General features: G+C 56.3%; 25 protein-coding genes. 18 read left to right on the top strand and 7 right to left on the bottom strand.

Annotated elements, in window-relative coordinates:
- The first annotated feature begins 471 nt into the window (after nt 1-471).
- Entirely contained in the window at nt 472-663 is a 192-nt protein-coding gene (locus VL197_10885) for a DUF1289 domain-containing protein (GenBank protein ID HUJ18482.1), read from the top strand.
- Between the two features lie 152 nt (nt 664-815).
- Nucleotides 816-1,010, top strand: a complete 195-nt coding sequence (locus VL197_10890) for a hypothetical protein (GenBank protein ID HUJ18483.1) — start codon at nt 816-818, stop codon at nt 1,008-1,010.
- Here the strand turns inward: VL197_10890 and VL197_10895 are convergent.
- Entirely contained in the window at nt 984-1,337 is a 354-nt protein-coding gene (locus VL197_10895; GenBank protein ID HUJ18484.1) for a hypothetical protein, read from the bottom strand. The genes VL197_10890 and VL197_10895 overlap by 27 nt on opposite strands.
- A gap of 186 nt (nt 1,338-1,523) precedes the next feature.
- Between VL197_10895 and VL197_10900 the strand changes: the two genes are divergently transcribed.
- The 10 genes from VL197_10900 (at nt 1,524) to VL197_10945 (ending at nt 10,183) form a co-directional block, all read left to right on the top strand.
- Nucleotides 1,524-1,982 carry a YhcH/YjgK/YiaL family protein gene (locus VL197_10900; protein ID HUJ18485.1) on the top strand — a complete coding sequence of 153 codons (459 nt, stop codon included), beginning with the start codon at nt 1,524-1,526 and terminating at the stop codon, nt 1,980-1,982.
- A gap of 316 nt (nt 1,983-2,298) precedes the next feature.
- Nucleotides 2,299-2,622: a hypothetical protein gene (locus VL197_10905; protein ID HUJ18486.1), complete on the top strand. Its 324-nt coding sequence runs from the start codon at nt 2,299-2,301 to the stop codon at nt 2,620-2,622.
- A 175-nt stretch (nt 2,623-2,797) separates the two neighbouring features.
- Nucleotides 2,798-3,466 (top strand): dihydrofolate reductase family protein, encoded by a 669-nt coding sequence (locus VL197_10910; protein HUJ18487.1) that lies wholly within the window; start codon nt 2,798-2,800, stop codon nt 3,464-3,466.
- A gap of 111 nt (nt 3,467-3,577) precedes the next feature.
- Nucleotides 3,578-3,778, top strand: a complete 201-nt coding sequence (locus VL197_10915) for a hypothetical protein (GenBank protein ID HUJ18488.1) — start codon at nt 3,578-3,580, stop codon at nt 3,776-3,778.
- Nucleotides 3,779-3,946: 168 nt separating this feature from the next.
- Nucleotides 3,947-4,255 carry a putative quinol monooxygenase gene (locus VL197_10920; GenBank protein HUJ18489.1) on the top strand — a complete coding sequence of 103 codons (309 nt, stop codon included), beginning with the start codon at nt 3,947-3,949 and terminating at the stop codon, nt 4,253-4,255.
- Nucleotides 4,256-4,325: 70 nt separating this feature from the next.
- The gene (locus VL197_10925) at nt 4,326-4,784 is read left to right on the top strand and encodes a DUF1810 domain-containing protein (GenBank protein HUJ18490.1); all 459 of its coding nucleotides are present in this window, start codon (nt 4,326-4,328) and stop codon (nt 4,782-4,784) included.
- A gap of 308 nt (nt 4,785-5,092) precedes the next feature.
- On the top strand, nt 5,093-8,035 hold the full coding sequence (gene pruA / locus VL197_10930) for an L-glutamate gamma-semialdehyde dehydrogenase (protein HUJ18491.1): 2,943 nt from the start codon (nt 5,093-5,095) through the stop codon (nt 8,033-8,035).
- 144 nt (nt 8,036-8,179) lie between these two features.
- On the top strand, nt 8,180-8,938 hold the full coding sequence (locus VL197_10935) for a SagB/ThcOx family dehydrogenase (protein HUJ18492.1): 759 nt from the start codon (nt 8,180-8,182) through the stop codon (nt 8,936-8,938).
- A 489-nt stretch (nt 8,939-9,427) separates the two neighbouring features.
- On the top strand, nt 9,428-9,826 hold the full coding sequence (locus VL197_10940) for a carboxymuconolactone decarboxylase family protein (GenBank protein HUJ18493.1): 399 nt from the start codon (nt 9,428-9,430) through the stop codon (nt 9,824-9,826).
- 60 nt (nt 9,827-9,886) lie between these two features.
- The gene (locus VL197_10945; GenBank protein ID HUJ18494.1) at nt 9,887-10,183 is read left to right on the top strand and encodes a hypothetical protein; all 297 of its coding nucleotides are present in this window, start codon (nt 9,887-9,889) and stop codon (nt 10,181-10,183) included.
- A gap of 128 nt (nt 10,184-10,311) precedes the next feature.
- Here the strand turns inward: VL197_10945 and VL197_10950 are convergent, their stop codons facing one another.
- The 3 genes from VL197_10950 to VL197_10960 all read right to left on the bottom strand — a co-directional run bounded on the left by VL197_10950 (nt 10,312) and on the right by VL197_10960 (nt 12,306).
- Nucleotides 10,312-10,524, bottom strand: a complete 213-nt coding sequence (locus VL197_10950; GenBank protein HUJ18495.1) for a hypothetical protein — start codon at nt 10,522-10,524, stop codon at nt 10,312-10,314.
- 196 nt (nt 10,525-10,720) lie between these two features.
- Nucleotides 10,721-11,059, bottom strand: coding sequence for a hypothetical protein (locus tag VL197_10955; GenBank protein HUJ18496.1), 339 nt, complete (start codon nt 11,057-11,059; stop codon nt 10,721-10,723).
- Between the two features lie 317 nt (nt 11,060-11,376).
- Nucleotides 11,377-12,306 carry a universal stress protein gene (locus VL197_10960; GenBank protein HUJ18497.1) on the bottom strand — a complete coding sequence of 310 codons (930 nt, stop codon included), beginning with the start codon at nt 12,304-12,306 and terminating at the stop codon, nt 11,377-11,379.
- 440 nt (nt 12,307-12,746) lie between these two features.
- Between VL197_10960 and VL197_10965 the strand changes: the two genes are divergently transcribed.
- From VL197_10965 to VL197_10980, 4 genes are all read left to right on the top strand, one after another.
- A complete protein-coding gene (locus tag VL197_10965) occupies nt 12,747-13,883 on the top strand; it encodes an ABC transporter permease (protein HUJ18498.1) in 1,137 nt (378 codons plus the stop codon).
- Between the two features lies 1 nt (nt 13,884).
- Entirely contained in the window at nt 13,885-14,589 is a 705-nt protein-coding gene (locus tag VL197_10970; GenBank protein ID HUJ18499.1) for an ABC transporter ATP-binding protein, read from the top strand.
- Nucleotides 14,579-15,541, top strand: coding sequence for a biotin/lipoyl-binding protein (locus VL197_10975; GenBank protein HUJ18500.1), 963 nt, complete (start codon nt 14,579-14,581; stop codon nt 15,539-15,541). The genes VL197_10970 and VL197_10975 overlap by 11 nt, the downstream gene beginning before the upstream one ends.
- 127 nt (nt 15,542-15,668) lie before the next feature.
- On the top strand, nt 15,669-17,114 hold the full coding sequence (locus VL197_10980) for an efflux transporter outer membrane subunit (GenBank protein ID HUJ18501.1): 1,446 nt from the start codon (nt 15,669-15,671) through the stop codon (nt 17,112-17,114).
- Nucleotides 17,115-17,427: 313 nt separating this feature from the next.
- On the opposite strand, the gene VL197_10985 is transcribed toward VL197_10980, so the two are convergent.
- The 3 genes from VL197_10985 to VL197_10995 all read right to left on the bottom strand — a co-directional run bounded on the left by VL197_10985 (nt 17,428) and on the right by VL197_10995 (nt 20,634).
- Nucleotides 17,428-17,988: a methyltransferase domain-containing protein gene (locus tag VL197_10985; GenBank protein HUJ18502.1), complete on the bottom strand. Its 561-nt coding sequence runs from the start codon at nt 17,986-17,988 to the stop codon at nt 17,428-17,430.
- 111 nt (nt 17,989-18,099) lie between these two features.
- Nucleotides 18,100-18,657 (bottom strand): ATP-binding protein, encoded by a 558-nt coding sequence (locus VL197_10990; GenBank protein HUJ18503.1) that lies wholly within the window; start codon nt 18,655-18,657, stop codon nt 18,100-18,102.
- Between the two features lie 57 nt (nt 18,658-18,714).
- Entirely contained in the window at nt 18,715-20,634 is a 1,920-nt protein-coding gene (locus tag VL197_10995; protein HUJ18504.1) for a L,D-transpeptidase family protein, read from the bottom strand.
- Nucleotides 20,635-20,942: 308 nt separating this feature from the next.
- Between VL197_10995 and VL197_11000 the strand changes: the two genes are divergently transcribed.
- Nucleotides 20,943-21,134, top strand: a complete 192-nt coding sequence (locus VL197_11000; GenBank protein ID HUJ18505.1) for a hypothetical protein — start codon at nt 20,943-20,945, stop codon at nt 21,132-21,134.
- 169 nt (nt 21,135-21,303) lie between these two features.
- Entirely contained in the window at nt 21,304-21,909 is a 606-nt protein-coding gene (locus VL197_11005; GenBank protein ID HUJ18506.1) for a DUF2301 domain-containing membrane protein, read from the top strand.
- The last annotated feature ends 95 nt before the right edge of the window (nt 21,910-22,004 follow it).

The raw sequence follows: 22,004 nt of genomic DNA on the forward strand, positions 1-22,004 counted from the left end.
CGAATGTGAGGGCAGGGATAACGTACTGTACAAGGCCGGCGACGTCTTCTCTGTTGGTCCCGGCAAAGTACACAATGGAAAAAATACCGGCACAGTTACCACAAAATTGACGGCGTTCTTCGTGGCCGAGAAGGGCAAACCGCTGAGCGCGCCGGCAAAGTAGTTAAGAAGGTGACCGCCCGTTCCGGCGTCCACGCGTCAGATGGTAACGGTGCATAACGAAACCTTGCAGCGTGGCGCAGGAATGGATTTGCCTGCAAGTATCGAGAGAACAGGCTAAGGGAACCTTTTAGAACCTTTTGGTCAGGTCTCTTTTGTTGCATTTAGTCCGCTGCACTGATGTACGTGTCCCATGCCGCGCCATCTCCGCATAGGATACGCGAAGGAGTATAACCGTCATTGGACCGAGCGCGGGCACGAGGTTGCAGCGGAAACCATCGGTTCGCGCTTCAAGACGAGAAACGGGATATGATGTCAAGAGAAGAAGGCAAAGACGGGGTAAAATCACCCTGCATCAAGAAGTGTTCGCTCGACCGGAACAAGATCTGCCCGGCGTGCTGTCGCAGTATTGATGAGATCGTCTCCTGGCGCGATGCTGACGATTCGCTGAAGCGAAAGATACTTGAAGCCGTGAAACTCAGGCGAACTCAGGTCAAAGAATAGCGTTTGATTCTCAGGACCTCAAGAACATTTATGGGAACCTCGTACGAAGAATCATACGGGATCAACGGGTCAAAACTTCGATATTGACAGGCATGCAACGAATGAAGATTCGACCCCGTTTTCCTCGATCATATCGACTGGATGTTGAAGCAATGAGGCGGGGCAATCTCGTGAACCCCTACGCCAAACGCAGCGAGGCCATCGGGGAGTTCGCATCGTGCGTGGTACTGGGCAAGGGTGGCATTGATCGTGGTCACGCGAACGCGACGCACGGAGAAAGACCTGATCCGGTCGGGGCCTCGGCTGCGGTCGGCGTCGAATTACTCGTCTTCGTCTGGCTCTCCTGAATCATCTGCTTTATCAGTTTGCGGGGGACCGCCGGTCTTAGAAGATTTCGAAGTTGTCTTTTGGCAGGAAAAAATGAATTGATAGTGATAGCGCTCGACCTCTGAGTCAGATTGCGGTACCATCTTGAGGTTGTTTTTCTGGCAGTAGGAGTTCGCTTTTTTAACAACCTGTGACTTTACTTTAGAAGATAACTTCTTGCTTTCATAATAAATGACAAATTGATTTTTACCATACGATTGAGGCTCTTCGAAGCGGGTTTTAACCCGATGATGACAGGCACTAACAAAGATCGCAAGGGTAAGTAAAAGCGCTATTTTTTTTATCATTGTGACCCCCCTTTGTTTGACAATTTTTTTTATATCATGTTTAGAAAAAAATGTCAAACTCATATTACGTGAAGACCGAGGTCTTCAGCATGAAGTCTCGTTGCCCCCGGTCCATGCCCGTCGGGCTCGCTCTCCCCTGTTTGATCGCGCTTCTTTGTTATGCTATGCTTGCCTCGGAGGGAATGTATGATCGTCGCCGACCTCGATACGATAGAGCACCAGATGACGCTGACGCCTGAACTCCGGCAGGCGATCGCTTTCCTGCGCCGGAAGGACCTCCCGGACCTTCCTGATGGAAAGATGACCATCGACGGTACGCGCGTCTTTGCCATTCTCCAGCGGTATCGGACCGCCCGCGTCGACGCGCCGAAGTTCGAATACCACCGGAAGTTCCTCGACGTGCAGTACGTCCTCTCCGGCGAAGAGATCATGGGATGGGCGCCCGCGGCCGAGATGACGGCCTCCTTCGACTACGATGCGGGCCAGGACACCTGTTATGGGCTGATGCAGCCGGGGACGTGGTCGCCCGTGCATCTCAAGGCCGGTCAGTTCGCCGTGCTCTGGCCCGAGGATGGCCACGCCCCCCGGATCGCAGCGGGAAGTCCGTGCCTGGTGAGGAAGATCGTGGTGAAGGTGGCTTTGTAGCCGCTTCGCGGAACATCTCGGGGGCAGGGCATTCATGTCTTGACTTTCTCACGGCTACGAAAGAGCATCCGGCAATACACAGATCTCCATCTCTTTTCTGGACATTTCGACAGGGTTGTAGTACTTTTGCGATAGCGGCTCCTGCCCGAGCATCCTGTTTATTCTCATACCAAACATCCACCCGGAACCGCAATATCCATCCTCGTTTTACCGGAAGAAGCTCAGTGTGCAGCAAAGGCCAAGAACTCACTGCGGCTCAGTTTATGGCCGCGGCTGCGCAAGTGCTGGCTACGTCTCACGGTGAATAAAGGCCTCTATGAGCAAGTTCACGGATTACCTAGATGGTTTGGCCGATGAGTCCTCGATGCTGGCCAAGGAAGAACTTAAAGAACTTATCATTTCAGCCAAGAACGATGAGTCTGAGTTTGTGAGATTGCAGGCGGTAAATGTCGAACACTGGACCGTCATGCTTGCAGCAGGCGCGTTGACACCTGAAGGTTTTAAAAGGCTAGTGACGAATCTGGATGTTTTTACAGAACTGGAGACCATGAAGCTGGACGCCGCGGCTAAAGCCAGTGCCCGGCGTCTTGCAGACGGCATTCAAAAACATGTGATTGACGGGCTCTGTAAGCTGTTATAGGAGCGAGATCGGTGCAGTACGATTTCGGCACATTTATGAACGGGTGGGCATCTTATTTGCTAAATCCGCTGATACCGTATTTCGTATATCAGTCTTGCACCCTCAGTTGCATCCGTACCGCTAATAACATGTTGGCGCGCATGACCAAGACCCGCCTCACGACAGGAGTGTTTCCGTGAGAAAACTCATCGTATCTACGTTTGCGTCGCTTGACGGAATCATGCAGGCACCCGGCGGACCGGAAGAAGACCCCACTGGCGGTTTTACGCTTGGCGGTTGGATGTTCGGCTACGGGGACGAAAGCATGGACATCTCAGCATCAGGTTTCGACGGCAGGGATCGTGAGCTGGTGCTCGGGCGCAGGACCTATCAGATCTTCGAGGCGTACTGGCCTTATCAGCCGAATGACCACCCGATCGCGAAGACGCTCAATGCAGCGAAAAAGTATGTTGCTTCGCGCACGTTGACGATGCTCCACTGGAACAACTCGACCCTGCTCCACGGCGATGTCGTCTCGGCAATCATCGCTCTCAAGGCCCAACCGGGCCTCGACCTGCAGATGATTGGCAGCGGCAATCTGATTCAAACGCTCCAGGCCGCCTCACTGATCGACGAGTACAACGTGTGGACCTTTCCTGTGGTGCTTGGGCGGGGCAAGCGCCTCTTCAGCGAGGCTGCCAAGCCATCGGCGCTGCGGCTCGTTCGTTCTCAGGTTTCGACCACCGGCGTTGTGATGAGTACCTATGTACCAGGCGGCGATATCCAGCCCGGTTCGTTCCCGGGTGCCGAGCCGAGCGATAAGGAGTTGGCCCGACGCAAAAAAATGGCGAAGGGGATGTGGTGATGTGAAGAGGACAGTGCGCGCCAACCATTCATGCAAGCCGACGCCACTTCGCGGCGCGGCTTAATTCAGGCGTTGCATGTCAATCGACCGGCCAAAACATGAGGAGAGTGTATGATTAAGATTGGGTCTCCTGACCAAGAAACAGGAGAATTCAGAGAAAATGATTTGGTATGCCATTGTTTTCAATTTACAAGAAAACAGATAGAGAAAGATTACCTTGATAATGGCCGGTCGGTGATTCTCGAAAAAATTACCTCCGAGAAGAAAGCTGGTGGGTGTGATTGCGCTCAGAAAAATCCAAAAGGTCGCTGATGTTCAGGTGATGTCCGCCAGGTGGTGGATAACATTGCAAAGAGGGCCATATGACAACCGCATCGACTCGGACTGGCAATTCCGCTGCGCTCCATCGCAAGCCGGTTATGCGGACCGTTGTGTCCCGCTTAACATCCTTTTATCCAATCAGCAGATGAGGAGCCGGCCATGATCAACGTCGTAGCTTCGATCCGGGTGAGGACAGGCAAGCTTTCCGACTATCTCGCGATCCTGAAAGCCAATAGTCACGCAGTTCAAAAAGAAAAGGGATGCATCGCATATGTCCCTACGATCGATGTTGACTCAAAACTGCCGCCGCAGGTCTTCGATAAGGATTGCGTCACTCTCCTTGAGAAGTGGGAGAGCCTGGAAGCGCTCCATGCCCATCTCGGATCGCCTCATATGCTGGCATACCGGGAAAAGGTGAAGGACATGGTCGAGAGTGTAACGTTCAAAGTGCTGCAGGAAGTGAAGTAGATCAGCGGACCATCCCTGAAGGGACTTTCGGGATACAGAAGAGCAGTGAGAAGACTGCAGGGGGACAGAAATGAAACAGGGAGACAGCGCATCCGATCGCGGTGATCCCTATGATCTGGGCCGCTTCATCAGCGCGCAGGAAGGGGTCTATGACCGTGCCCTTGCCGAACTGCGGAGCGGGTCGAAGCGCACGCACTGGATGTGGTTCATCTTCCCGCAGATCGACGGACTGGGGCACAGCCCGACGACCAGACATTATGCCATTAAGAGCCTGGAAGAAGCGCGGCGCTATCTCGGCCATCCCGTTCTGGGGACACGGCTCGCGGAATGCGCGGAAGCGGTCCTTGTTGTCCAGGGGCTGTCGGCTGCGGATATCTTCGGACACCCCGACGACTGGAAGCTTCAATCATCCATGACCCTCTTCGCTCTGGTGGCCGGACCGGGTTCGGTGTTCGAGCGCGTCCTTGACAAGTATTATCAGGGAAAGCGGGATGCAAGGACACTTCAGATCGTGGGCAACGGGTCGTAAGAGAAATGGCGGATGCGTGTCTGACGGGGACATTTGGATGCAGTAGTCTCACCATTTTCCGGCATGAGGATCCCAGGGGCGGGTCTTTACTGTCGGCATTGCCCCTTTTCCTGCCATGGGCACCCAGGCAGACCGGCGTTGTTGCCCCGTGCAGGGGAATCAGCCTCAGTGTCGCAGCCCTTGAACTATCACCGTCTGCGTACCCGCCATTGCCGGAGAACGATCTCTCCGGCATGTTGCTTCCGCAGCAGGTGCGATGCCGCGCACAGATTCCTGCACCGGATGTATACTAAGTTCAGGAGGGCAACATGGCGCGGCAGGAAGCACAGCGACTCGATACGCCGTCTCCGGCGGGCGTCGAAGCGCGGACCCGGGAGATCGCGGGAGCGATCTACGCCTTCCTGAAAGAGGAGCAGCCGTCCTTCTTCGCCTCCGGCGGCTGGCGGAAGAGCGTCATCGAATGGTCCATGCGTGACGAGCGGTTCCGCACGCAGCTCCTGCGGTTCATCGACGTGCTGCCGTCCCTCCGCACCGACGCGCTCGTCCTGCGCATCTTCAGCGAGTATCTCCGGGAGGCCGGGGCCCCGGCGTCGGTCCTCCTCAGGAGCGCCGAGGTCTTCTCCCGCACGGTTCCCGCGGTCATCGCGGCGCCGCTCATCCGGTCCGCTGTCCGCACCCTCGCCCGGGAGTTCATCGCCGGGTCCGATCCGGCGGACGCGAAGCAGGCGATCGATCAGCTCCGGAAGGACGGGGCGCTCGTGAGCCTGGACCTCCTGGGCGAGGCCGTGGTCTCCGAGGCGGAAGCGGCGCAATACGGGTCGCGCTACCTGGGTCTCATCGACTTCTTCGGGCGGCATACGGCCGGGCAATCGGGCTCCCTCGATATCTCCCTCAAGCTTTCATCGTTCTACTCCCAGACGGACCCGCTCAACTTCGAAGGGTCCATCGAAAAGATCGTCCCTGCGCTCCGGCCCGTCATCGAGAAGGCCGCTCCTGCCAAGGTCTCGCTCACCTTCGACATGGAGCAGTATTATCACAAGGACCTGGTCATTGCGGCCTTCAAGCGCGTCCAGTCCGAATGGGGCGGGGGCGTGCGGCTCACCATCGCGCTTCAGGCCTATCTTCGGGACGCGCGGGACGACCTCATCGGTCTCATCGCCTGGGCGCGGGGAGAGCGGCAGCGGATCGGCGTCCGGCTCGTGAAGGGCGCCTACTGGGACTACGAGGTCGTGAACGGCCGCCAGAAGGGCTGGCCCGTCCCGGTCTTCCTCTCGAAAGCCGGGACGGACGCGAACTACGAGGCGCTCACGAAGCTTCTCTTCGAGAATCTCGACGCGGTCAGGCCGGCGGTCGCCTCGCACAACCTGCGGAGCGTGGCGCATGCGCTTGCGCTGGCGGAGACGCTCGGCCTCGGGCCGGAGGACCTCGAGTTCCAGTCTCTCTTCGGCATGGGCGGTCCGCTCCGGCTCGCGATGAAGCACGCGGGTTTCGCCTCACCCGTCCGGGTCTACTGCCCCATCGGCGAGCTTCTGCCCGGCATGGCCTATCTGGTGCGGCGCGTGCTCGAGAACACGTCGAACGAGTCCTTCTTCCGCAAGACCTTCAGCGAGGGGCTTTCGCTGGAGGAGCTCACGCAGAAGCCGGTCCCGAAGGAGGAACCTGCGGCAGAACGCATTGATCAATTCCGGAACGAGCCGCTCACGGACTTCTCGAAGGCCGCGAACCGGGAGGAGGTCCGACAAGCGCTTTCGCGGGTCCGGGGGACATTCGGCAGGAGCTATCCGCTGATCATCAACGGGGAGGAGATCTTGACCCGGACCGAAGCGCCTTCCGCGAACCCGGCGAAGCCTGACGAGGTCATCGGCAGGATCTCCCAGGCGACAACGGACGACGCTGACAGGGCGGTCGAAGCGGCACGGAAGGCCTTCTCCAAATGGAGAAACACCTCACCGGAGAAGCGGGCAGAGCTTCTTGTGCTGGCTGCAGAGGAGATGCGGAAGCGGCGCTTCGACCTCACGGCACTGGAAGCCTATGAGGTCGGCAAGACCGTTGCCGAAGCGGACGGCGATGTCGCCGAAGCGATCGACCACCTTGCATACCACGCGAGCCGGATGCGGGAGCTCGGGACGCCTCAGCGGCTCGGCAGCTATCCGGGCGAGATCAATGAATACCTCTACGAACCGAAAGGCCTTGCCGTGATCATCCCGCCCTGGAACTTCCCGCTCGCCATCCCCGCGGGCATGACCTCTGCCGCCCTGGTGGCCGGGAACTGCGCCATCCTCAAGCCCTCGGGCCTCTCCCCGGTGATCGCCTGGCAGCTTGTCGAGATCTTCCGCGAAGCAGGACTCCCTGACGGCGTGCTGCAGTATCTTCCGGGACCGGGCAACGAAGTGGGCGAGTACCTCGTCTCGCATCCCGGGATCGACCTGATCGCCTTCACCGGCTCGAAGGAGGTGGGGCTCAGGATCGTGGAGAAGGCGGCTGTGACCCGTCCGGGCCAGCGGAACGTGAAGCGCGTCGTTGCGGAGATGGGCGGAAAGAACGCGGTGATCGTGGACGAGACAGCGGACCTGGACGAGGCGGTGCGCGGCGTTCTGGAATCGGCTTTCGGGTACCAGGGCCAGAAATGCTCGGCCTGCTCCCGGGCGATCGTGCTGGATCACGTGTTCGATGCGTTCTCGCAGAGGATCTCCGGGGCCGCGAAGAGCATCGAGATCGGCCCGGCCGAGGAGTTCCGCACCTTCCTGGGACCGCTGGTCGACGGGAAGGCCGCAGGCAAGGTCCGGCATTACATCGGGCTCGGCACGCAGGAAGGCAGACCGGTCCTCATCCGGGAGGCAGAGCAGGAGCAGGGCTCCTTCGTCGGCCCCGCGCTCTTTGAGACCGGCCCCGACGCGAAGGTCGCGCAGGACGAGATCTTCGGGCCCGTGCTTTCACTCATCCGGGCAAGGGACTTCGACGAGGCGATCCGGTTTGCGAACCAAAGCGAGTATGCATTGACCGGCGGCGTCTATTCCCGGAGCCCCGCGAACATCGCGCAGGCGAAACGGGAATTCCAGGTCGGGAACCTCTACATTAACCGCAGGATCACCGGTGCGTTGGTGTGTCGGCAGCCCTTCGGCGGGTTCGGCATGTCCGGCGTGGGGTCCAAGGCAGGGGGCCCCGATTACCTCCTGCAGTTCATGAACCCCCGGTCGATAAGCGAGAACACGATGCGCAAAGGATCCGCGCCAATCGGGGACGGCCGGTGAGAGTGGCCGGAGAGTCGTTCCGGTGAGGTCCTGCGGTTTGGAAGCGCTATCATAGACCTGTCATCGATCACCAACCGACAACACGTCACGTCTCAGCCTGTGCGTGATGATACCGGAGCGGATGAAGCTCAGATCGGAGCAGCCATGAATCTGACTCGGGAACAGTACCGCTATTTTCTGAAAGATACCGTGAGGCTGACCATCGATTTCAGCGACACGGATCAGAGCAGGGGGAAACCCGCCCCGCCGATCCAAAAGCCCGTTCCTGCCGGAGCGAAGCGCTTTGATCTGATCCCCGCGCATGATTGGAAGGGCATCGGGAACGTGGACATGACCACGGCCATAGCGGAGCGGCAAAGCATCCGGAGATTCACTGCCGAACCGCTCACGGTCGATGAACTTTCCTATTTGCTTTGGGCGACCCAGGGGGTCAGGGAGGTGGCGTCGCCGTCGACCGCGTTTCGCACCGTGCCGTCAGCCGGCTGTCGCCACAGTTTCGAGACCTATGTGTGCGCGATGAACATCGCGGGCCTTGAACCGGCGATCTACCGGTACCTGCCCTTGCAGCATCAGCTTGTCCTGGTGTCGAGGGTTCCTGACATCGGACCGCGCATTGCGCAGGCCGCGCTGGGACAGCCCTTCGTCGGGAAATCTGCCGCCACATTCGTATGGACCGCGGTTCCCTATCGCATGGAATGGCGCTACGGTCTGGCCGCGCATAAGGTGATCGCGATCGACATCGGTCATGTATGCCAAAATCTGTATCTTGCGTGCGCTGCGGTCGGGGCGGGAACCTGCGCTGTTGCTGCGTATCATCAGGCGGCGATGGATGAGCTGCTGGGGGTTGACGGAGAGGACGAGTTCGCCCTCTATCTTGCTCCCGTGGGGAAGGTCGGGTCGTGACCGATGGAGTCATCGATGAGCAATGAGACCGCCGCTCTGGCGGACAGGACTGAAGGCCGGCGACACCCTCCCCTTGGGGAAGGTCGATGATAACAGGAGGATGGGATGACAAAAGGTAGCAGTGCTGCCGATCAGGGCGACCCCTATGTGGAAAGCGCGATGTCAGGACGCTTCAGATCGTGGGCAACCTTTGAAGCGTGGATGAGTTTCAATCGACATGCGACCCTGCGGGAGTCTCCCGGGGCCGATGCGTCGTGACGATACTGCCGGGTCTTCACGTCTCGTATACTTTAGACGTACCTGCTGGGAACAATGAAAAAAAGACGGTGCTAGACTATACATATACAGGAGAGGTTGCTGTTCAGGATAGGGGGTGTAAAAGAAACGTTCCACACTGTTCCATTCCGAGCCCATTCAAATCGCGTGCGCAGTTTGAAATGGTGGAATGGAGATCCGAGGAAAGGAGAGGGTTAATCCCTGAAAACTGCCATGAAGACCAGAGGACAGATATATAAAGAGATGGAAGAGGCGTTCGGGCTCGTCCCGAGTTTCCTCAAAACCATACCGGACTCGACGCTCGAGAATGAGTGGGAGCTTTTTAAGAAGATTCAGATGGAAGACGGCGCCATACCGAACAAATACCGCGAGCTTATCGGCCTGGGGCTTTCGGCTGTTTCCAAATGCCGTTACTGCACGCTCTTCCATACCGAGATGGCGAAGTTGTTCGGCGCTACTGACAAGGAGATCGAAGAAGCCGTACACTATGCCAAATCTAGTGCCGGCTGGAGCGCATACTTGAACGGCATGCAGGTTGACTATGAGGGATTCAAAGACGAACTGAGGCGTGCCGGAGAGCATGTAAAGGGAAAGATGAAGAAGGCCGCGTGACTCAGCCAGTGGAGCCTCCCCCGGCCGGAGCCGGGGGATCGCAAGTCGCGGGATTCAGTCGTGAAGCCAAAAAGAACCCTGAGCAATTTGCTTTATGTTCAGGGTTCTTTGAGAACCCCAATCCGCGAGGGTCAGGCATTGCGGCCTGACAATCCGTTAATTGCGGCGATTATGGTCGTGCTTCATGGACGGCGCAACGCCACCATAAAAGACCTAACAATCAGGATCTCACGGTTTGCTCATGAAATAGCGGAAGCTGTCATCGTAGGACCGGATCACGTCCTGCAAAGGGAAACCGAGCTGACGCACAAGCCTTTGCACCGCAAGCGCAAGCTGGGCAGACTCGTATTCGTCTAGGCAAAGTTCATTCGCAGCCTGCGTTTCGACCGTAGGTGTTCCCCGCAATATCGGTCTTTCTTCGTCAAGGTAGTGCACCCTCATGAGTGTTTCCTCCCGCATAGGTCTGCCCCTTTCAGAAGTGATGGTTATCTCGGCTGCCTGCGTGACAGAGCAATGAACAGCGGGCAGTCACCATGATCTTCCGTGTAACAATAATCGGCGGTCCAGCGGTGATTGACGGCGACTGGCATTGTCGCAGCGGAACAGTGTTCGAGCACCGAACTGGCGTAGAGACAGACGGCTTTGGGTTCTGCGTGGCGGTTCCTGATCGTAAGGGTTGAAGTTTCGAGTGTCTGCATGAGTACCTCCTTAAGACCCAGTATTGCACAGCCACGTTACAACAATATTACAGATACTATTATTTGGAATTTTGCGGCGGCGTGCCGCACCCGGGTATTCGATACACAATAAAACAGGGGGAAGCACTGATCAGCGCTTCCCCCTGTTCCTCATGAATGACTATCACAGCTCCCCGGTATGAAGGATGAGGGGCTGCTATGATACATGTGCAGTCTTGTTATTATGTTTTTTCCGATAGATGTTCTTGCTCGCCCTGTTCTGCTCCCGGTTGAGCTTTGCCCGCTCCTTGTTCGTCAGTTTTCCGTCCGCTTTCATGCGTTCTTCATTCTGCGTGATCTTTGCCTGCTGCCGATCAAGCTTTCCTGCTTCCCTCGGGGTGAGCCGGCCGCTCTTGACGCCCTGATCTATTCGTTGTTCCTGCCTTTGCTCGCGTTTCTGTATTCCCGGATCATCGGTCGGGCCGGCATACAAGGCGCCAGCCGTCAGCAATACCGCTGAACCCACGCCCAGAGATATCCTGGTGAACCTTTTCATTTTACGTCTCCTTTCCGTCCAATGAATAAGTGTTTCCCATGAGCTATTTTGCGCGTTGTTCTTCCTTATTAGTATTAGTATCACCACCTTCTCCATCCGCTTGATGAATGAGACAGTAGGTAATACAAAAGGTTGAATAGCAGAAGTAACTTATTGTTAATATTGAGAAGTGATGGAAGGGATTTAGACGAAGAGCATCGAGACCCGGCTACTTTGCCGGGGTAGCTCGCTCGGCGCTCAGACCGACCCAACCTGCAGGGGTTATTTTTTTCTGCCGGCTATGACAGTTCTATGAATCCTGTGCAGTTCCAAAAAACTTATCTGCCCGAATGCACAACGATCACGGGGACCGCTGCCTTCAGGATCGTTTCCCGCGCGGTGCTGCCGAAAAAGGCATTGAGCATTGCGTTTCTGCCGTGAGTTCCCATGACCACGAGCGAATAGCCGCTTTCACATTCCTGAGACACCGCGCACAGGGATGTCAGCGCCTTATCTTCCACTTTGTAGCCACAGGGCACGCCGTGTTTCTGAAAGAAGCCGGCTTTCCGTTTCATGGCATCAACGGCATCATCCCGTGACTCGGCGATGATCTCACCGATATTGAATGCGGCCATCCCGGAGTATGCGGTGTTGACCATGATTGCATAGATACTGTCCCACAGGCAATGAAAGAGGGTCACACTCGCTCCCATGCGTTTTGCAAGAGAGAGCGCATATCGCTCGGCTGCCCTGCTGTTTTTCCCGAGATCGGTCGGCACGAGTATCTTTTGCTGCTTCTGACCCGAGATATCCCGGCCCATTTCCTGTGCTGTTGGTCCGATCACCATTACCGGACGTCTGGAGTGGCGGATCACTTCTTCCGCAACACTTCCGAGAAGCAAACGTTTCACTCCTCTCCGGCCCTGCGTTCCCACGACGACAAGCTCCGGGGCTGACCTGGAACGTAATACTTTCAGGATCTGTTCCGCTGGAGAACCGCTTTTTAGGGAACAGGAAACCGGTACGGCAAATTGCCTGCCAAGCGCCTCGAGTCTTTGCTGATGAGCAGAGTGCCATGCCGGGAATCGGAATGAACCGGGTTTGCCCGATGGATAAGCTTTCAGGTCTTCTGAATACAGCAAATCGATGCCGGTTTTGAGCCGTTGAGCCAAAAATGAAGCAGCGCTCCCTATTGCCTGGGAACGTCTTTTGCCGGAGTCGGTCTGATTTTCAATGTCGTCAGCAACTAAAATCGAGCGTTGCGGCATATTTTTTTATCTCCGCGGGATGTCGCTTTGCGCCACGTCGTAAGGGTATGCAGCTGCATTCGAGTTGGTCGATAACGATCCCATGCTTTACATCGATAGCTATAGTATAACTTATCACGTGAATGATGGTTTATCAAGATAGGCAAAAGGATTTCGTGAAAAGAATGTGAAAATGAAGAGCCATGCAGCCGGTTTTGATCGGTGCATCGGAAGCAGTGCTATAATCTTGCTATAGGGGTCTCCCCTCATTGAAATCAGGGAGAGATCGCGGCAGAAACCGATACCTCGCGAGCTTCAGGCTTTTCAAGGAGCTGTTGTATCCTGGCCCATTCTCAGATGGAAGCTTCCACAAAACAAAACACTGCTGTCATCATCCGGAGGGGCAACAATCCGTCTGCAGCCGCGCACATCGCCTGGCTGTGTAAATAGGGAGAACGGCGGTGAAAGGGATCCTCAAAATCGCGTATAAGCTGCTGGTGAATGACAAGGGCAAGTTCGCCGCCCTGCTCGTCGGCATAACTTTCGCGGTTTTTTTGATGGTCATGATGACCTCGATGTTCGCCGGCATCCTGCACCGGTCATCCGCCACGGTCCTCAACGTAGGCGCCAAGCTTTGGGTGATGGACCCGGCGGTCAATACCCCGGCGAACAGCATCCCGATGCCGGATTATATATTGGACGCGGTAAGGAGCATGAATGGCGTCAAGTACGCGGTACCGCTCTATTACGGCGGGGCGCTCGTGAAGCTGCGCAGCGGCGTCTATCAATCGGTGACGGTCCTCGGGCTGGACGACTCCAGCCTGTACGGCAGGCCTGAGCTCATCGAGGGAGATATCGATGATATCTATGCAGAAAATGCTTTTGTTGTGGTCAAGGATGCGGAATTTCGCAAGCTCGAAAATCCCAAGGTCGGGACCGAATTCGAGATAAACGATCACCGGGGAGTCATTGTCGGCATTGCAAAAGTCACTACCAGCGGCTTGTTTGGAGTGCCGACCCTCTACACGACCTATAACAGGGCCATCAGCTATATACCCTCCATGAGATTTACCGCCGCATTTATCCTGGTCGAGCCGAAGAGCAGCGACGCTGTGCCGTACATCAAGGAGCAGGTAACGCAGCTTGGATACCTGGCGCTGACGAAAGACGAGTTTATCCAGAAGACTTCCGATTTTTACAAATACCAGACGGGTGTGGGCACCAACGTGCTCATCATGACGGTGATAAGTTTTATCGTGGGTTTATCCATTTCAGGCCAGACCTTTTACACCTTCATCCTGGAGAACCTGGAAAAATTCGGCGCTTTAAAAGCGATCGGAGCGAAGGGGAAGGAACTCGTCTTTATGATCCTTTTCCAGGCGACATTTACGTCTCTTACCGGCTACGGCCTGGGCATTGGCCTCGCCTCCCTTCTGATCACAATCGCAAAACTCAGGCTGCCGAGCTACGCAGCCAGAGTAACCTATGGAAATCTCGGTTTTGCCTTTGTCATGGTCGTGATCATTGCCGCTCTGTCATGTTATATCGGCGTAAGAAAAGTGCTCAGGATAGAGCCGTTCGACATTTTCAGAGGATAATATGGCCAGGCTGGCGGTAAAAGCTGACGAACTGATCAAATGGTTCGGCGAAGGGGAAACAAAAACGTATGCCGTGCGGGGCGTCAGTTTTGAAGCCGGCTTTGGGGAGATGTTTTACATTGAGGGCCCCTCAGGGAGCGGTAAAACAACCTTGCTCAGTTTGATCTCGGGAATTCTCAGGCCGAATTCGGGCTCGGTGGTGGTCGAGGACAAGGATATCTGGAACATGACGAGCGACCAGATCGCCGATTTCAGGTTGAACAAGGTTGGATTCGTGTTTCAGGATTACCACCTCTTTCCGCGGCTGACAACGGTCGAAAACGTGGCAATCCCTCTTATTCTGAAACGGCATGACTGGAATGAATCCATAAACAGGGCCATGGAGTATCTTGAAATAGTAGGGATCAAAGATCGTGCATTTCTCCAGCCGGTCAAATTGAGCGGCGGTGAGCAGCAACGGGTGGCGATTGCACGAGCGATCGCAAGCAGCCCCGATATCCTGGTATTCGACGAGCCGACCGCATCGCTGGACGGCGACACGGGGAGAAGAATCGTGGATTTCGTCAAGAAAAATGTCCTGAACGAGAACCGGTGCATCATCATCGTTACCCACGACAGCAGAATATTTGAATACGCAGACAGGATCATGAAAATGGAGGATGGCAGGATCATTGGCATCGAAAAAGGAGGTCCCCGTGAGGAATAAGGTGATATTCATCGCTGCGGTCATCGGTCTGCTGATCGGCATCGTGGCCTCCTACATATCCGGCATAGAAAAAAAGCCCCAGCCTCCGGCGTTCAATCCGGCTTCCAATCCCTACGCTAAAGGCATTTATGCCAATGGCATCGTTGAAAGTTATCAGCATAACGGTGCGAACATTAATATATATCCTGAGGTTCCCGGAACGATCAAACAAATCCTCGTTTCCGAGGGACAAAGCATAAAAAAAGATACTCCCCTGATCCTGATCGACGATTCTGTGCAGAGGGCAACGGTCGAGCAGCAGAAGGCGCAGATAGAGTTCGCGAACGCAAGTCTCAAAAGCTCCCAGGACCAGCTGGATAAACTAAGGCAATCATATGCGCTGGAGCCGAGATCCGTGAGCAAAAACGATCTGGATAATGCGGAAAACGTGGTCAACATGGCAAAAGCAAATATCGAAGTAGTGCGGAAACAGTACGAACTCGCCCAAACGCTGTTGTCCAAGTACACTATAAAAGCGCCCATGGATGGCGCGATCCTGTCGATCAATGCTGCGGCCGGCAGTTACGTATCTGCGCAGGGCTCGTACGATACTTATACGCAGGGATTTGCACCCATCCTGGTCATGGGCAGTTCGCAAGCCTTTATCGGGGTCAGATGTTATATCGACGAGATACTCGTGCACAGATTGCCGAAGGCATCGCTGATGAAAGCAACAATGTTCATACGGGGCACGGACATCAGCATTCCCTTGGAATTCGTGCGGGTACAGCCCTATGTATCGCCCAAGATCGAACTTTCAAGCCAAAGGACCGAACGGGTGGATGTCAGGGTATTGCCGGTGATATTCAGGTTCAAGAGGCAAAAAGACATTGATGTTTATCCAGGTCAGTTGGTGGACGTTTATATTGGAGATAAAGAGAAAGAGGCGAAAGGTACCGGCACTCTGCAATGACCGCGAGAAACATTTCCCGGAAAGGTCAATGTCCTTGTTTCGACAAAAACTGACAAGTTGCTCGAAAATACGGAAGACGATAGGCGCTGACAGGGCGGGTATGCGGTCGCTCAGGGGGCTGTGCGTAGTGTCTCTGTTCTGTATGCTCGGTTGTGCTGTGGGGCCGAATTTTGAGCGTCCCAAACCGCCGTCGATCGAGCGCTACACCCCTGAAGCAGGGCCAGCCGCGACGATACCTGCAGACGGCAAGGCGCAGCACTTTGAACAGGGTGCCAGGATCGTTGCCGACTGGTGGCGTCTTTTCAACTCTCCCCAGCTCGACACCGTCGTCAAAGAGGCCATCGCGAACAATCAGAACCTGCAGGCGGCGCAGGCCAGTCTGCGCCAAAGCCAGGATATTCTCCGCGCCGGCTATGGCATTTTCTACCCGCAGATCGATGCCGGTTTTGACGCGACACGCCAGAAGTTCTCCCCGGCCGGCGTCGGTGGCAGTGCCCCGAGCAGCATCTTTAATGTGTTCACCCTTTCGGCGACAGTCGGCTATGCCCTCGATGTCTTCGGTGGCGAGCGCCGTGCCGTGGAAAGCCTGCGGGCCCAGGTCGACGTTCAACACTACACGGTCATCGGAACGTACCTTGCGTTGTCTGGCAATATTGTCAACACTGTCATCGCCCAGGCAGCCTACCAGGAACAGATCACGGCAACCGAGGAGATCATCAGCTTCCAACGGGATCAAATAAAGATCACCGACGCGCAGGCACGAGCCGGGCTAGTCCCCTACGCGAACCTGCTCAGCCTCCAAAGCCAGCTGGCCGCCCTCGAGGCAACGCTCCCTCCGCTCCGGCAAAAGCTCAGCCAGACCGAGCACCTGCTTGCCTCCCTGGTAGGCCGCACACCAGCTGAATGGATTTCGCCTCAAGTCGATCTGGCAGACCTCACGCTTCCCGGCGAACTGCCGATAACGCTGCCTTCCGAACTGGTGCGCCAGCGTCCCGATATTCTTGCGGCTGAAGCCCAGCTGCATAGCGCAAGCGCCGACATTGGAGTTGCCACAGCATCGTTATTCCCGAGCTTCACGCTGAACGGCGCCTACGGCTCGGAGAGCGGTGCTACGAAGGACCTCTTGAAAAGCGGCAGCAATGTCTGGAGCCTGGGCGCGAACGTCACTGCGCCGCTGTTCCATGGCGGGACGCTGTGGTACAAGCGCAAGGCTGCCCTCGAAGGCTACCAGCAGTCCCTGGCCTTGTATCGCCAGACCGTCCTCAGCGCCTTTGCCCAGGTCGCCGATACTTTGCGTGCGCTGGAACATGACGCCGAGTCGGTGCATGCCCAGTCCCAGGCGCTCAGTACGTCGGAGGAAGCGCTGCGGCTGATCTTGGCAAATTACCAGGCAGGCACGGCCACCTATGTTCAGGTCCTCATCGCGAACGGCCAATACCAACAGGCGAAGATCGGTTATCTCCAGTCAGTAGCCCAGCGCTATCAGGATACGGTAGCCCTTTTTGTCAGTTTGGGCGGCGGTTGGTGGAATGATGAAGAAAATGCCGCAGGCACCGTATCGAAAAGAAACTAGGGGCCGCTCTTGCGAGGACCCGCCAAGAGCAGTGGCGGAGAGGAGAGGCTGTGGATCAGACGAGGTGACCGTAAGGCGACAAGGTGACGATAAAGCGAGCGAGACTGTAAAGATCGGCCGACACGTCAGCATCGCTACGCGGTGATGTGGTTGCAGACTTGCCGTGTCAGGCCGCTTTCTTTCGCGCTCTGAAAAGGGCGCCTGCCGTGAAGGGAGAAGTGCGGAAACCCGTCATGCCGGTGAACAGAATGTCTGCAAAGCCCGCCCTCCGGAGCGTCAGGAGATGGTCCCCGACCGGGACCGCGCCGCCGATTCATTGCGACCACGCTTCAGCGCTGCCTGCCATGCCCTGGGGCAGTTCCTGCTCCAGAACCACATCGGCGAAGCCGAGCCTGCCCTCCGGCTTCAGCACCCGGTTGATCTCGCGGAACAGGGTCTCCTTCTCCGGCGAGAGATTGATGACGCCGTTCGAGATGACAATATCGAAGGTGTTATCGTCGAAAGGCAGGCTCTCCGACTCGAGTTGCTGCACCCCGGCCATCTCGATTCCTGCCTTCTTAAGGTTCTCGCGCGCCCGCTCCACCATGGCTTCGGTCAGATCGACCCCCTGCACCCTTCCCTGGGGGCCGGTCAATCGCGCCGCGATGTACAGGTCAAAGCCCGCGCCGCATCCGACATCGAGGACGATCGACCCGGGCTGGATCGGGAACAGGGAAAAGGGATTGCCCACGCCGCAAAAGGATTCGAGCAGGCCTGGATAGGCAGCGTTGACCAGCGCGGGATCATAGCCGAGCAGCTGTGCGCCTTCCTTACCCGTGGGGTAGGAGAACTTCCCGGAGACCGATTGAGCGACCGCGGAATATTTGCTCCGCACCGCGCTCCGGATCTCTTCCGTCTGCAGTCCCTCCTGGCGGCACCCGCCCGTGCCGCTCGCCGGCGCTCAGGACGAGCCAGCCTGGATGTGCTTCTGCTTTTCCTGCATGGGTCACCTCTCGTTTTTCAAATACGCTATGCAGCGGTCGACAGAATTTTTTAAAGACTCCTTGCCGGTATCAACGAGCAGACGATCGGCATTGATCGGTTCCGCTTTATCTCTCAGATCTAAATATAATTTGTACGTTCTGTTGGCGGCAGGATGCGCGCCCGCACGTCGATCGTTCTCGAGCCTTTGTCTGGCAACGGCGTCATCACAGACGCATTCAATGATGACAGGTTTTACCTCGAATGATTCGGCCCGTGACAGGAGCTGTTCCGTCTGGTACGATTGAGAGAATGTTCTCCCGTCAATAACAATGGTTTGTTCCGGGTTTGCTCTCAGCAGATATCCTGCTATGAGATAAACGACCATCATGCAGAGATCATCCTGCTCGCGGGAAAAATCGATCTGCTCATTTGAAAACAACTCTGCGCGGATTTCGTCCTTGCTCAGGACCAGTGCGTGCAGTCTTGTTGCGAGCTGCCGGGCAATGGAGCTCTTCCCTGTTCCAGGCAATCCCGCCATGGCGATCAACAATCTTTTATGTGCTAAAAGTTTATTCCCCATACTTCCGATCGGTCATGGAGTTCATGTTGGCCGGAGCGCAGGAGGTCAGTTGCCGTTTTATGCCTTTCTCATTTCCCCGCCGAACACTTCCACAACCTTCCTCACCAGAGCAGGCAGCGACGGGTCCCGTGCTCCCATGAGAAGAACGCAGTCTTCCGGTTTCGCATCGGCTTTTAACCTGGCCAATAATTCATCGCGGTTGCTCAGCGCTTTTGCATGGAATGCGACGGGACCAAGGCCATTGATGATATCTTCCGAGGAAATATCTTTTTGTGCCGTGCCTCCCGCATAATAGATCGGCAGGAGGTAGAGCGAGTCCTGCCGCCGGAAGACGGTCCGGAAGGTCGCGATGTATTCATCCTTTAAGAACCGCGTCGGACCGAACCCGTGGGGCTGATATACGGCAATGAGGCGCTCCGAAAGGCCCCGGCTGGCGCGGACAACGGCCGCTATCTTTGCCGGATTGTGCGCAAAGTCATCGACCACAGAGACGTTCTCTTTTGTCCTGGTCACGGAAAAACGCCGGGCCACGCCCTCAAAATTCCTTACCGCTTCAGCGAGCGCTTCCGGCTCGCATCCCAGATGTTCGCACACGCAAAGCGCCGCGCACAGGTTCTCAAGATTATGCTCGCCGGGAAGCGGCAGATCATATTCAACGCCGCCTTTGACCAGCTTGACCGAGGTGGGTAGGAGCTGTATATGGTCCGGCCGCCACGAGGACGAACCATTCCGGCCGAAGCGCACGGTTGCGGGAAGGGAGGCGAGGATCGGATCGTCGGCATTGGAAGCTGTCCAGGGTGCGTTTAAAGCCAGCGTCTCGAAAAGCTTTGCTATCTCATCAGTGCTCTTGTGGTCCTTGGAAACATTCAGGATGACCGCGGTCTCGGGACAATATTTGACGAGCGTTCCGTCGCTTTCGTCCGCCTCCACTACCAGGAGATCGGAACCGCCGCCATAGGCATTGCCGAGAAGCCCCTGTTTCTCCAGCCTGCGCAAACCGGCGCCGCTGATGAGGGAGGGCGATTTTTCGCAGGCCGTCAGGAATTCGAATATCATTGCGGTCACCGTGGACTTGCCGCTCGTGCCGGCGACTGCGATCGTCTTTTTTGTCGCGATGATCGCGCTCAGAAGGTCGGAGCGATGGATGATGGGAATGCCGCGGCTGCGGCTCGCGGCGATGTCGGGATTCGAATCTTCGATTGCGGTTGAGACGCAGACGACATCAATATCCTCACGCACGCCCGAGCCGTCCTGGGGAACAATAGCGCACCCGAGCCCTTCCAGTGATCGCCGGATGGAGGCGGTATCCTCGCTTCCATGGAAACGATCGGAGCCGGAGACCGCGATCCCCTGAAAGCGCAGGTACTGCGCCAGCGCGCTCATGCCGCTGCCGAAAATGCCGGTAAAATGGATGCTGCGGCATGGGCGCCCGTTGATAACGATGGCTGGAGGATCGACGTACACGAGCGTGCCTTCCTTGACCATATCAAACAGGCGAATGATGTCGTGATTACGCAGGCACACGCACCCGTGCGAGAGGGGGGTGCCGATCAGGTCCTCCCGGCCGGTGCCGTGTATGTAGATGTAACGCTCGTAGGAATCCACGCCCGCGCCCCTGTTGATCCCCTCCTCAAGGCCTTCGAGCCGGAGAATACGTGTCAGGATGAGGTTGTCTCCGGTTTGATGATGGTCCCAGTCCATGCCCGAATCTTCGCGGTCCCTGAAAATGCGGCCAGCGGGAGCGTCGGCTCCGAACTTCTCCCTGATCCGATGGAGACCGAGAGGCGTTTTGAGCGAGTTCTCCCGATTGCCGTTCCCGAAGCGGGACGTGGAGGCGTTGTATCGCTCGACGATGGTGCTGTTCGCGCAGACGAGGAGTGTTTGCGTCTCGATGGACACGACGAGATAAAGGTCTCCCGGGTCGATCAGGAACTGACCTATTTTATTGTAGATACGGCGTAATCGAGCAGTTTCCATAGATTGCAAACAATGATACTGAAACCACGGGTTCTGCTGCGCAGAACACATTGATATACACAGGTTAGATAAGAGCCAAAAGATTGAATCTGGTTTCACCCTGTGCGACGAAGTCGCCTGTGGTTATACCAACACATAATAATGGCGGCGATGGCTCATGTCAAGACGATAGCGTCAGCCTGGGTGTCCCCGCGGTCGCAGCGGGCGCCTGACCCCGGTCAAGGGATGCCGGCAAGGTCCCTTGTTCTGGAGAGAACCCTTGGCATATTTTTGCCAGGTGAGTTAAAATGAGTGCAGAGGAGCGGGGTATGGTTACGCATTTCCACAAGACCGTTGATCCGGCCAGCGCCGGGAAAGAGAAAAAAACAGCCACGCCGCCAGCGGGGGCAGGCAAAGAAGACACCTGCAGGTGCGAAGAAGTCTCGGAAATGAAGCCCCGGCAGCTTCTCGGGCTCATGCTAAGCGACCTGGCCTTCTGGAAAAAAGCGAAAAAGACGTGATCCTGAAGAGGACAGTAGTAACCACGGATGAACACGGTTCAAACCCAAAAAACGAGAAGAAGGGTAGAGAACATTTGCCAGATGGGTGAGCAGCGGATTTGATTTCTTTTTTTGAAATATCCCTGTTCATCTGTGGTTAATTTCCGGGAACTCAAAGGAGAATTGATCAATGGGTGAGAAGCAGGTATTCCAGCCCCTTACCAGGGAAGATAAAATAACGGTCGTGCTCTACCGTGTTGGTATCGTCATAGCCGCCATCGCGATGATCGGGCTGGCGTTCCTCCTGAAGACGGCATCTTCAAATCCCGACACGGCACCAGGCGGCCTGTCGGCAGACATCTTTATGTATGGCCTTTATGGCTCCGTCGGTATGAGCGTATTTTTCATTCATCTGTATGTGGGCAAGTTCAAAATCTATCTGAAAAACCTGTTCTTCATCAGCCTCGGCTGTCTCGCCGTGCTCCTCTTTATCGGGAAAGGGTCCTTGTCCGGTGCGCTGATGCACGGCCCGTACGGCCCGCTGCTCCTGCTGCCGCTTTCCGGATGCCTGGGATTCGTGACCGCAAAAGAGGCTTTCTGCTTCAAGCTCGTCGAGGGCTACATCCTTGCCATGATCATGCCGATCTACCTGCTTCTTGTCTCGAGCAGCAATCTCACTGGCCAGGGCGCGTCCTATGGCCTGGCCCTGATCGCAGTCCTTTTTGTCCTCTTCACGCTGCGAAAAATATTCATGCCACTCGCCTACGATATCGGCGACAAATCAGCCTATCATTAAAACTAAACAATCAGCAGTTTGACCTCGAAGCACGCGACAGAGATCGGGGAGGGGCGCAGGCTGCCGGTCTCCCAGGTAAAACCGACAGGGCATAA

This window comes from Nitrospirota bacterium (assembly GCA_035516965.1).
Taxonomy (GTDB): Bacteria; Nitrospirota; UBA9217; order UBA9217; family UBA9217; genus MHEA01.

Excerpts from the sequence above, each read along its gene's own strand:
- VL197_10920 (HUJ18489.1), top strand. The coding sequence starts at position 3,947 with ATGATCAACGTCGTAGCTTCGATCCGGGTGAGGACAGGCAAGCTTTCC.
- VL197_10905 (HUJ18486.1), top strand. The coding sequence starts at position 2,299 with ATGAGCAAGTTCACGGATTACCTAGATGGTTTGGCCGATGAGTCCTCG.
- VL197_10915 (HUJ18488.1), top strand. The coding sequence starts at position 3,578 with ATGATTAAGATTGGGTCTCCTGACCAAGAAACAGGAGAATTCAGAGAA.
- VL197_10950 (HUJ18495.1), bottom strand. The coding sequence starts at position 10,524 with ATGCAGACACTCGAAACTTCAACCCTTACGATCAGGAACCGCCACGCA.
- VL197_10885 (HUJ18482.1), top strand. The coding sequence starts at position 472 with ATGTCAAGAGAAGAAGGCAAAGACGGGGTAAAATCACCCTGCATCAAG.
- VL197_10995 (HUJ18504.1), bottom strand. The coding sequence starts at position 20,634 with ATGGAAACTGCTCGATTACGCCGTATCTACAATAAAATAGGTCAGTTC.
- VL197_10895 (HUJ18484.1), bottom strand. The coding sequence starts at position 1,337 with ATGATAAAAAAAATAGCGCTTTTACTTACCCTTGCGATCTTTGTTAGT.
- VL197_10940 (HUJ18493.1), top strand. The coding sequence starts at position 9,428 with ATGAAGACCAGAGGACAGATATATAAAGAGATGGAAGAGGCGTTCGGG.
- VL197_10925 (HUJ18490.1), top strand. The coding sequence starts at position 4,326 with ATGAAACAGGGAGACAGCGCATCCGATCGCGGTGATCCCTATGATCTG.
- VL197_10970 (HUJ18499.1), top strand. The coding sequence starts at position 13,885 with ATGGCCAGGCTGGCGGTAAAAGCTGACGAACTGATCAAATGGTTCGGC.
- VL197_10935 (HUJ18492.1), top strand. The coding sequence starts at position 8,180 with ATGAATCTGACTCGGGAACAGTACCGCTATTTTCTGAAAGATACCGTG.
- VL197_10955 (HUJ18496.1), bottom strand. The coding sequence starts at position 11,059 with ATGAAAAGGTTCACCAGGATATCTCTGGGCGTGGGTTCAGCGGTATTG.
- pruA (HUJ18491.1), top strand. The coding sequence starts at position 5,093 with ATGGCGCGGCAGGAAGCACAGCGACTCGATACGCCGTCTCCGGCGGGC.
- VL197_10890 (HUJ18483.1), top strand. The coding sequence starts at position 816 with ATGAGGCGGGGCAATCTCGTGAACCCCTACGCCAAACGCAGCGAGGCC.
- VL197_10960 (HUJ18497.1), bottom strand. The coding sequence starts at position 12,306 with ATGCCGCAACGCTCGATTTTAGTTGCTGACGACATTGAAAATCAGACC.
- VL197_10990 (HUJ18503.1), bottom strand. The coding sequence starts at position 18,657 with ATGGGGAATAAACTTTTAGCACATAAAAGATTGTTGATCGCCATGGCG.
- VL197_11005 (HUJ18506.1), top strand. The coding sequence starts at position 21,304 with ATGGGTGAGAAGCAGGTATTCCAGCCCCTTACCAGGGAAGATAAAATA.
- VL197_10900 (HUJ18485.1), top strand. The coding sequence starts at position 1,524 with ATGATCGTCGCCGACCTCGATACGATAGAGCACCAGATGACGCTGACG.
- VL197_11000 (HUJ18505.1), top strand. The coding sequence starts at position 20,943 with ATGGTTACGCATTTCCACAAGACCGTTGATCCGGCCAGCGCCGGGAAA.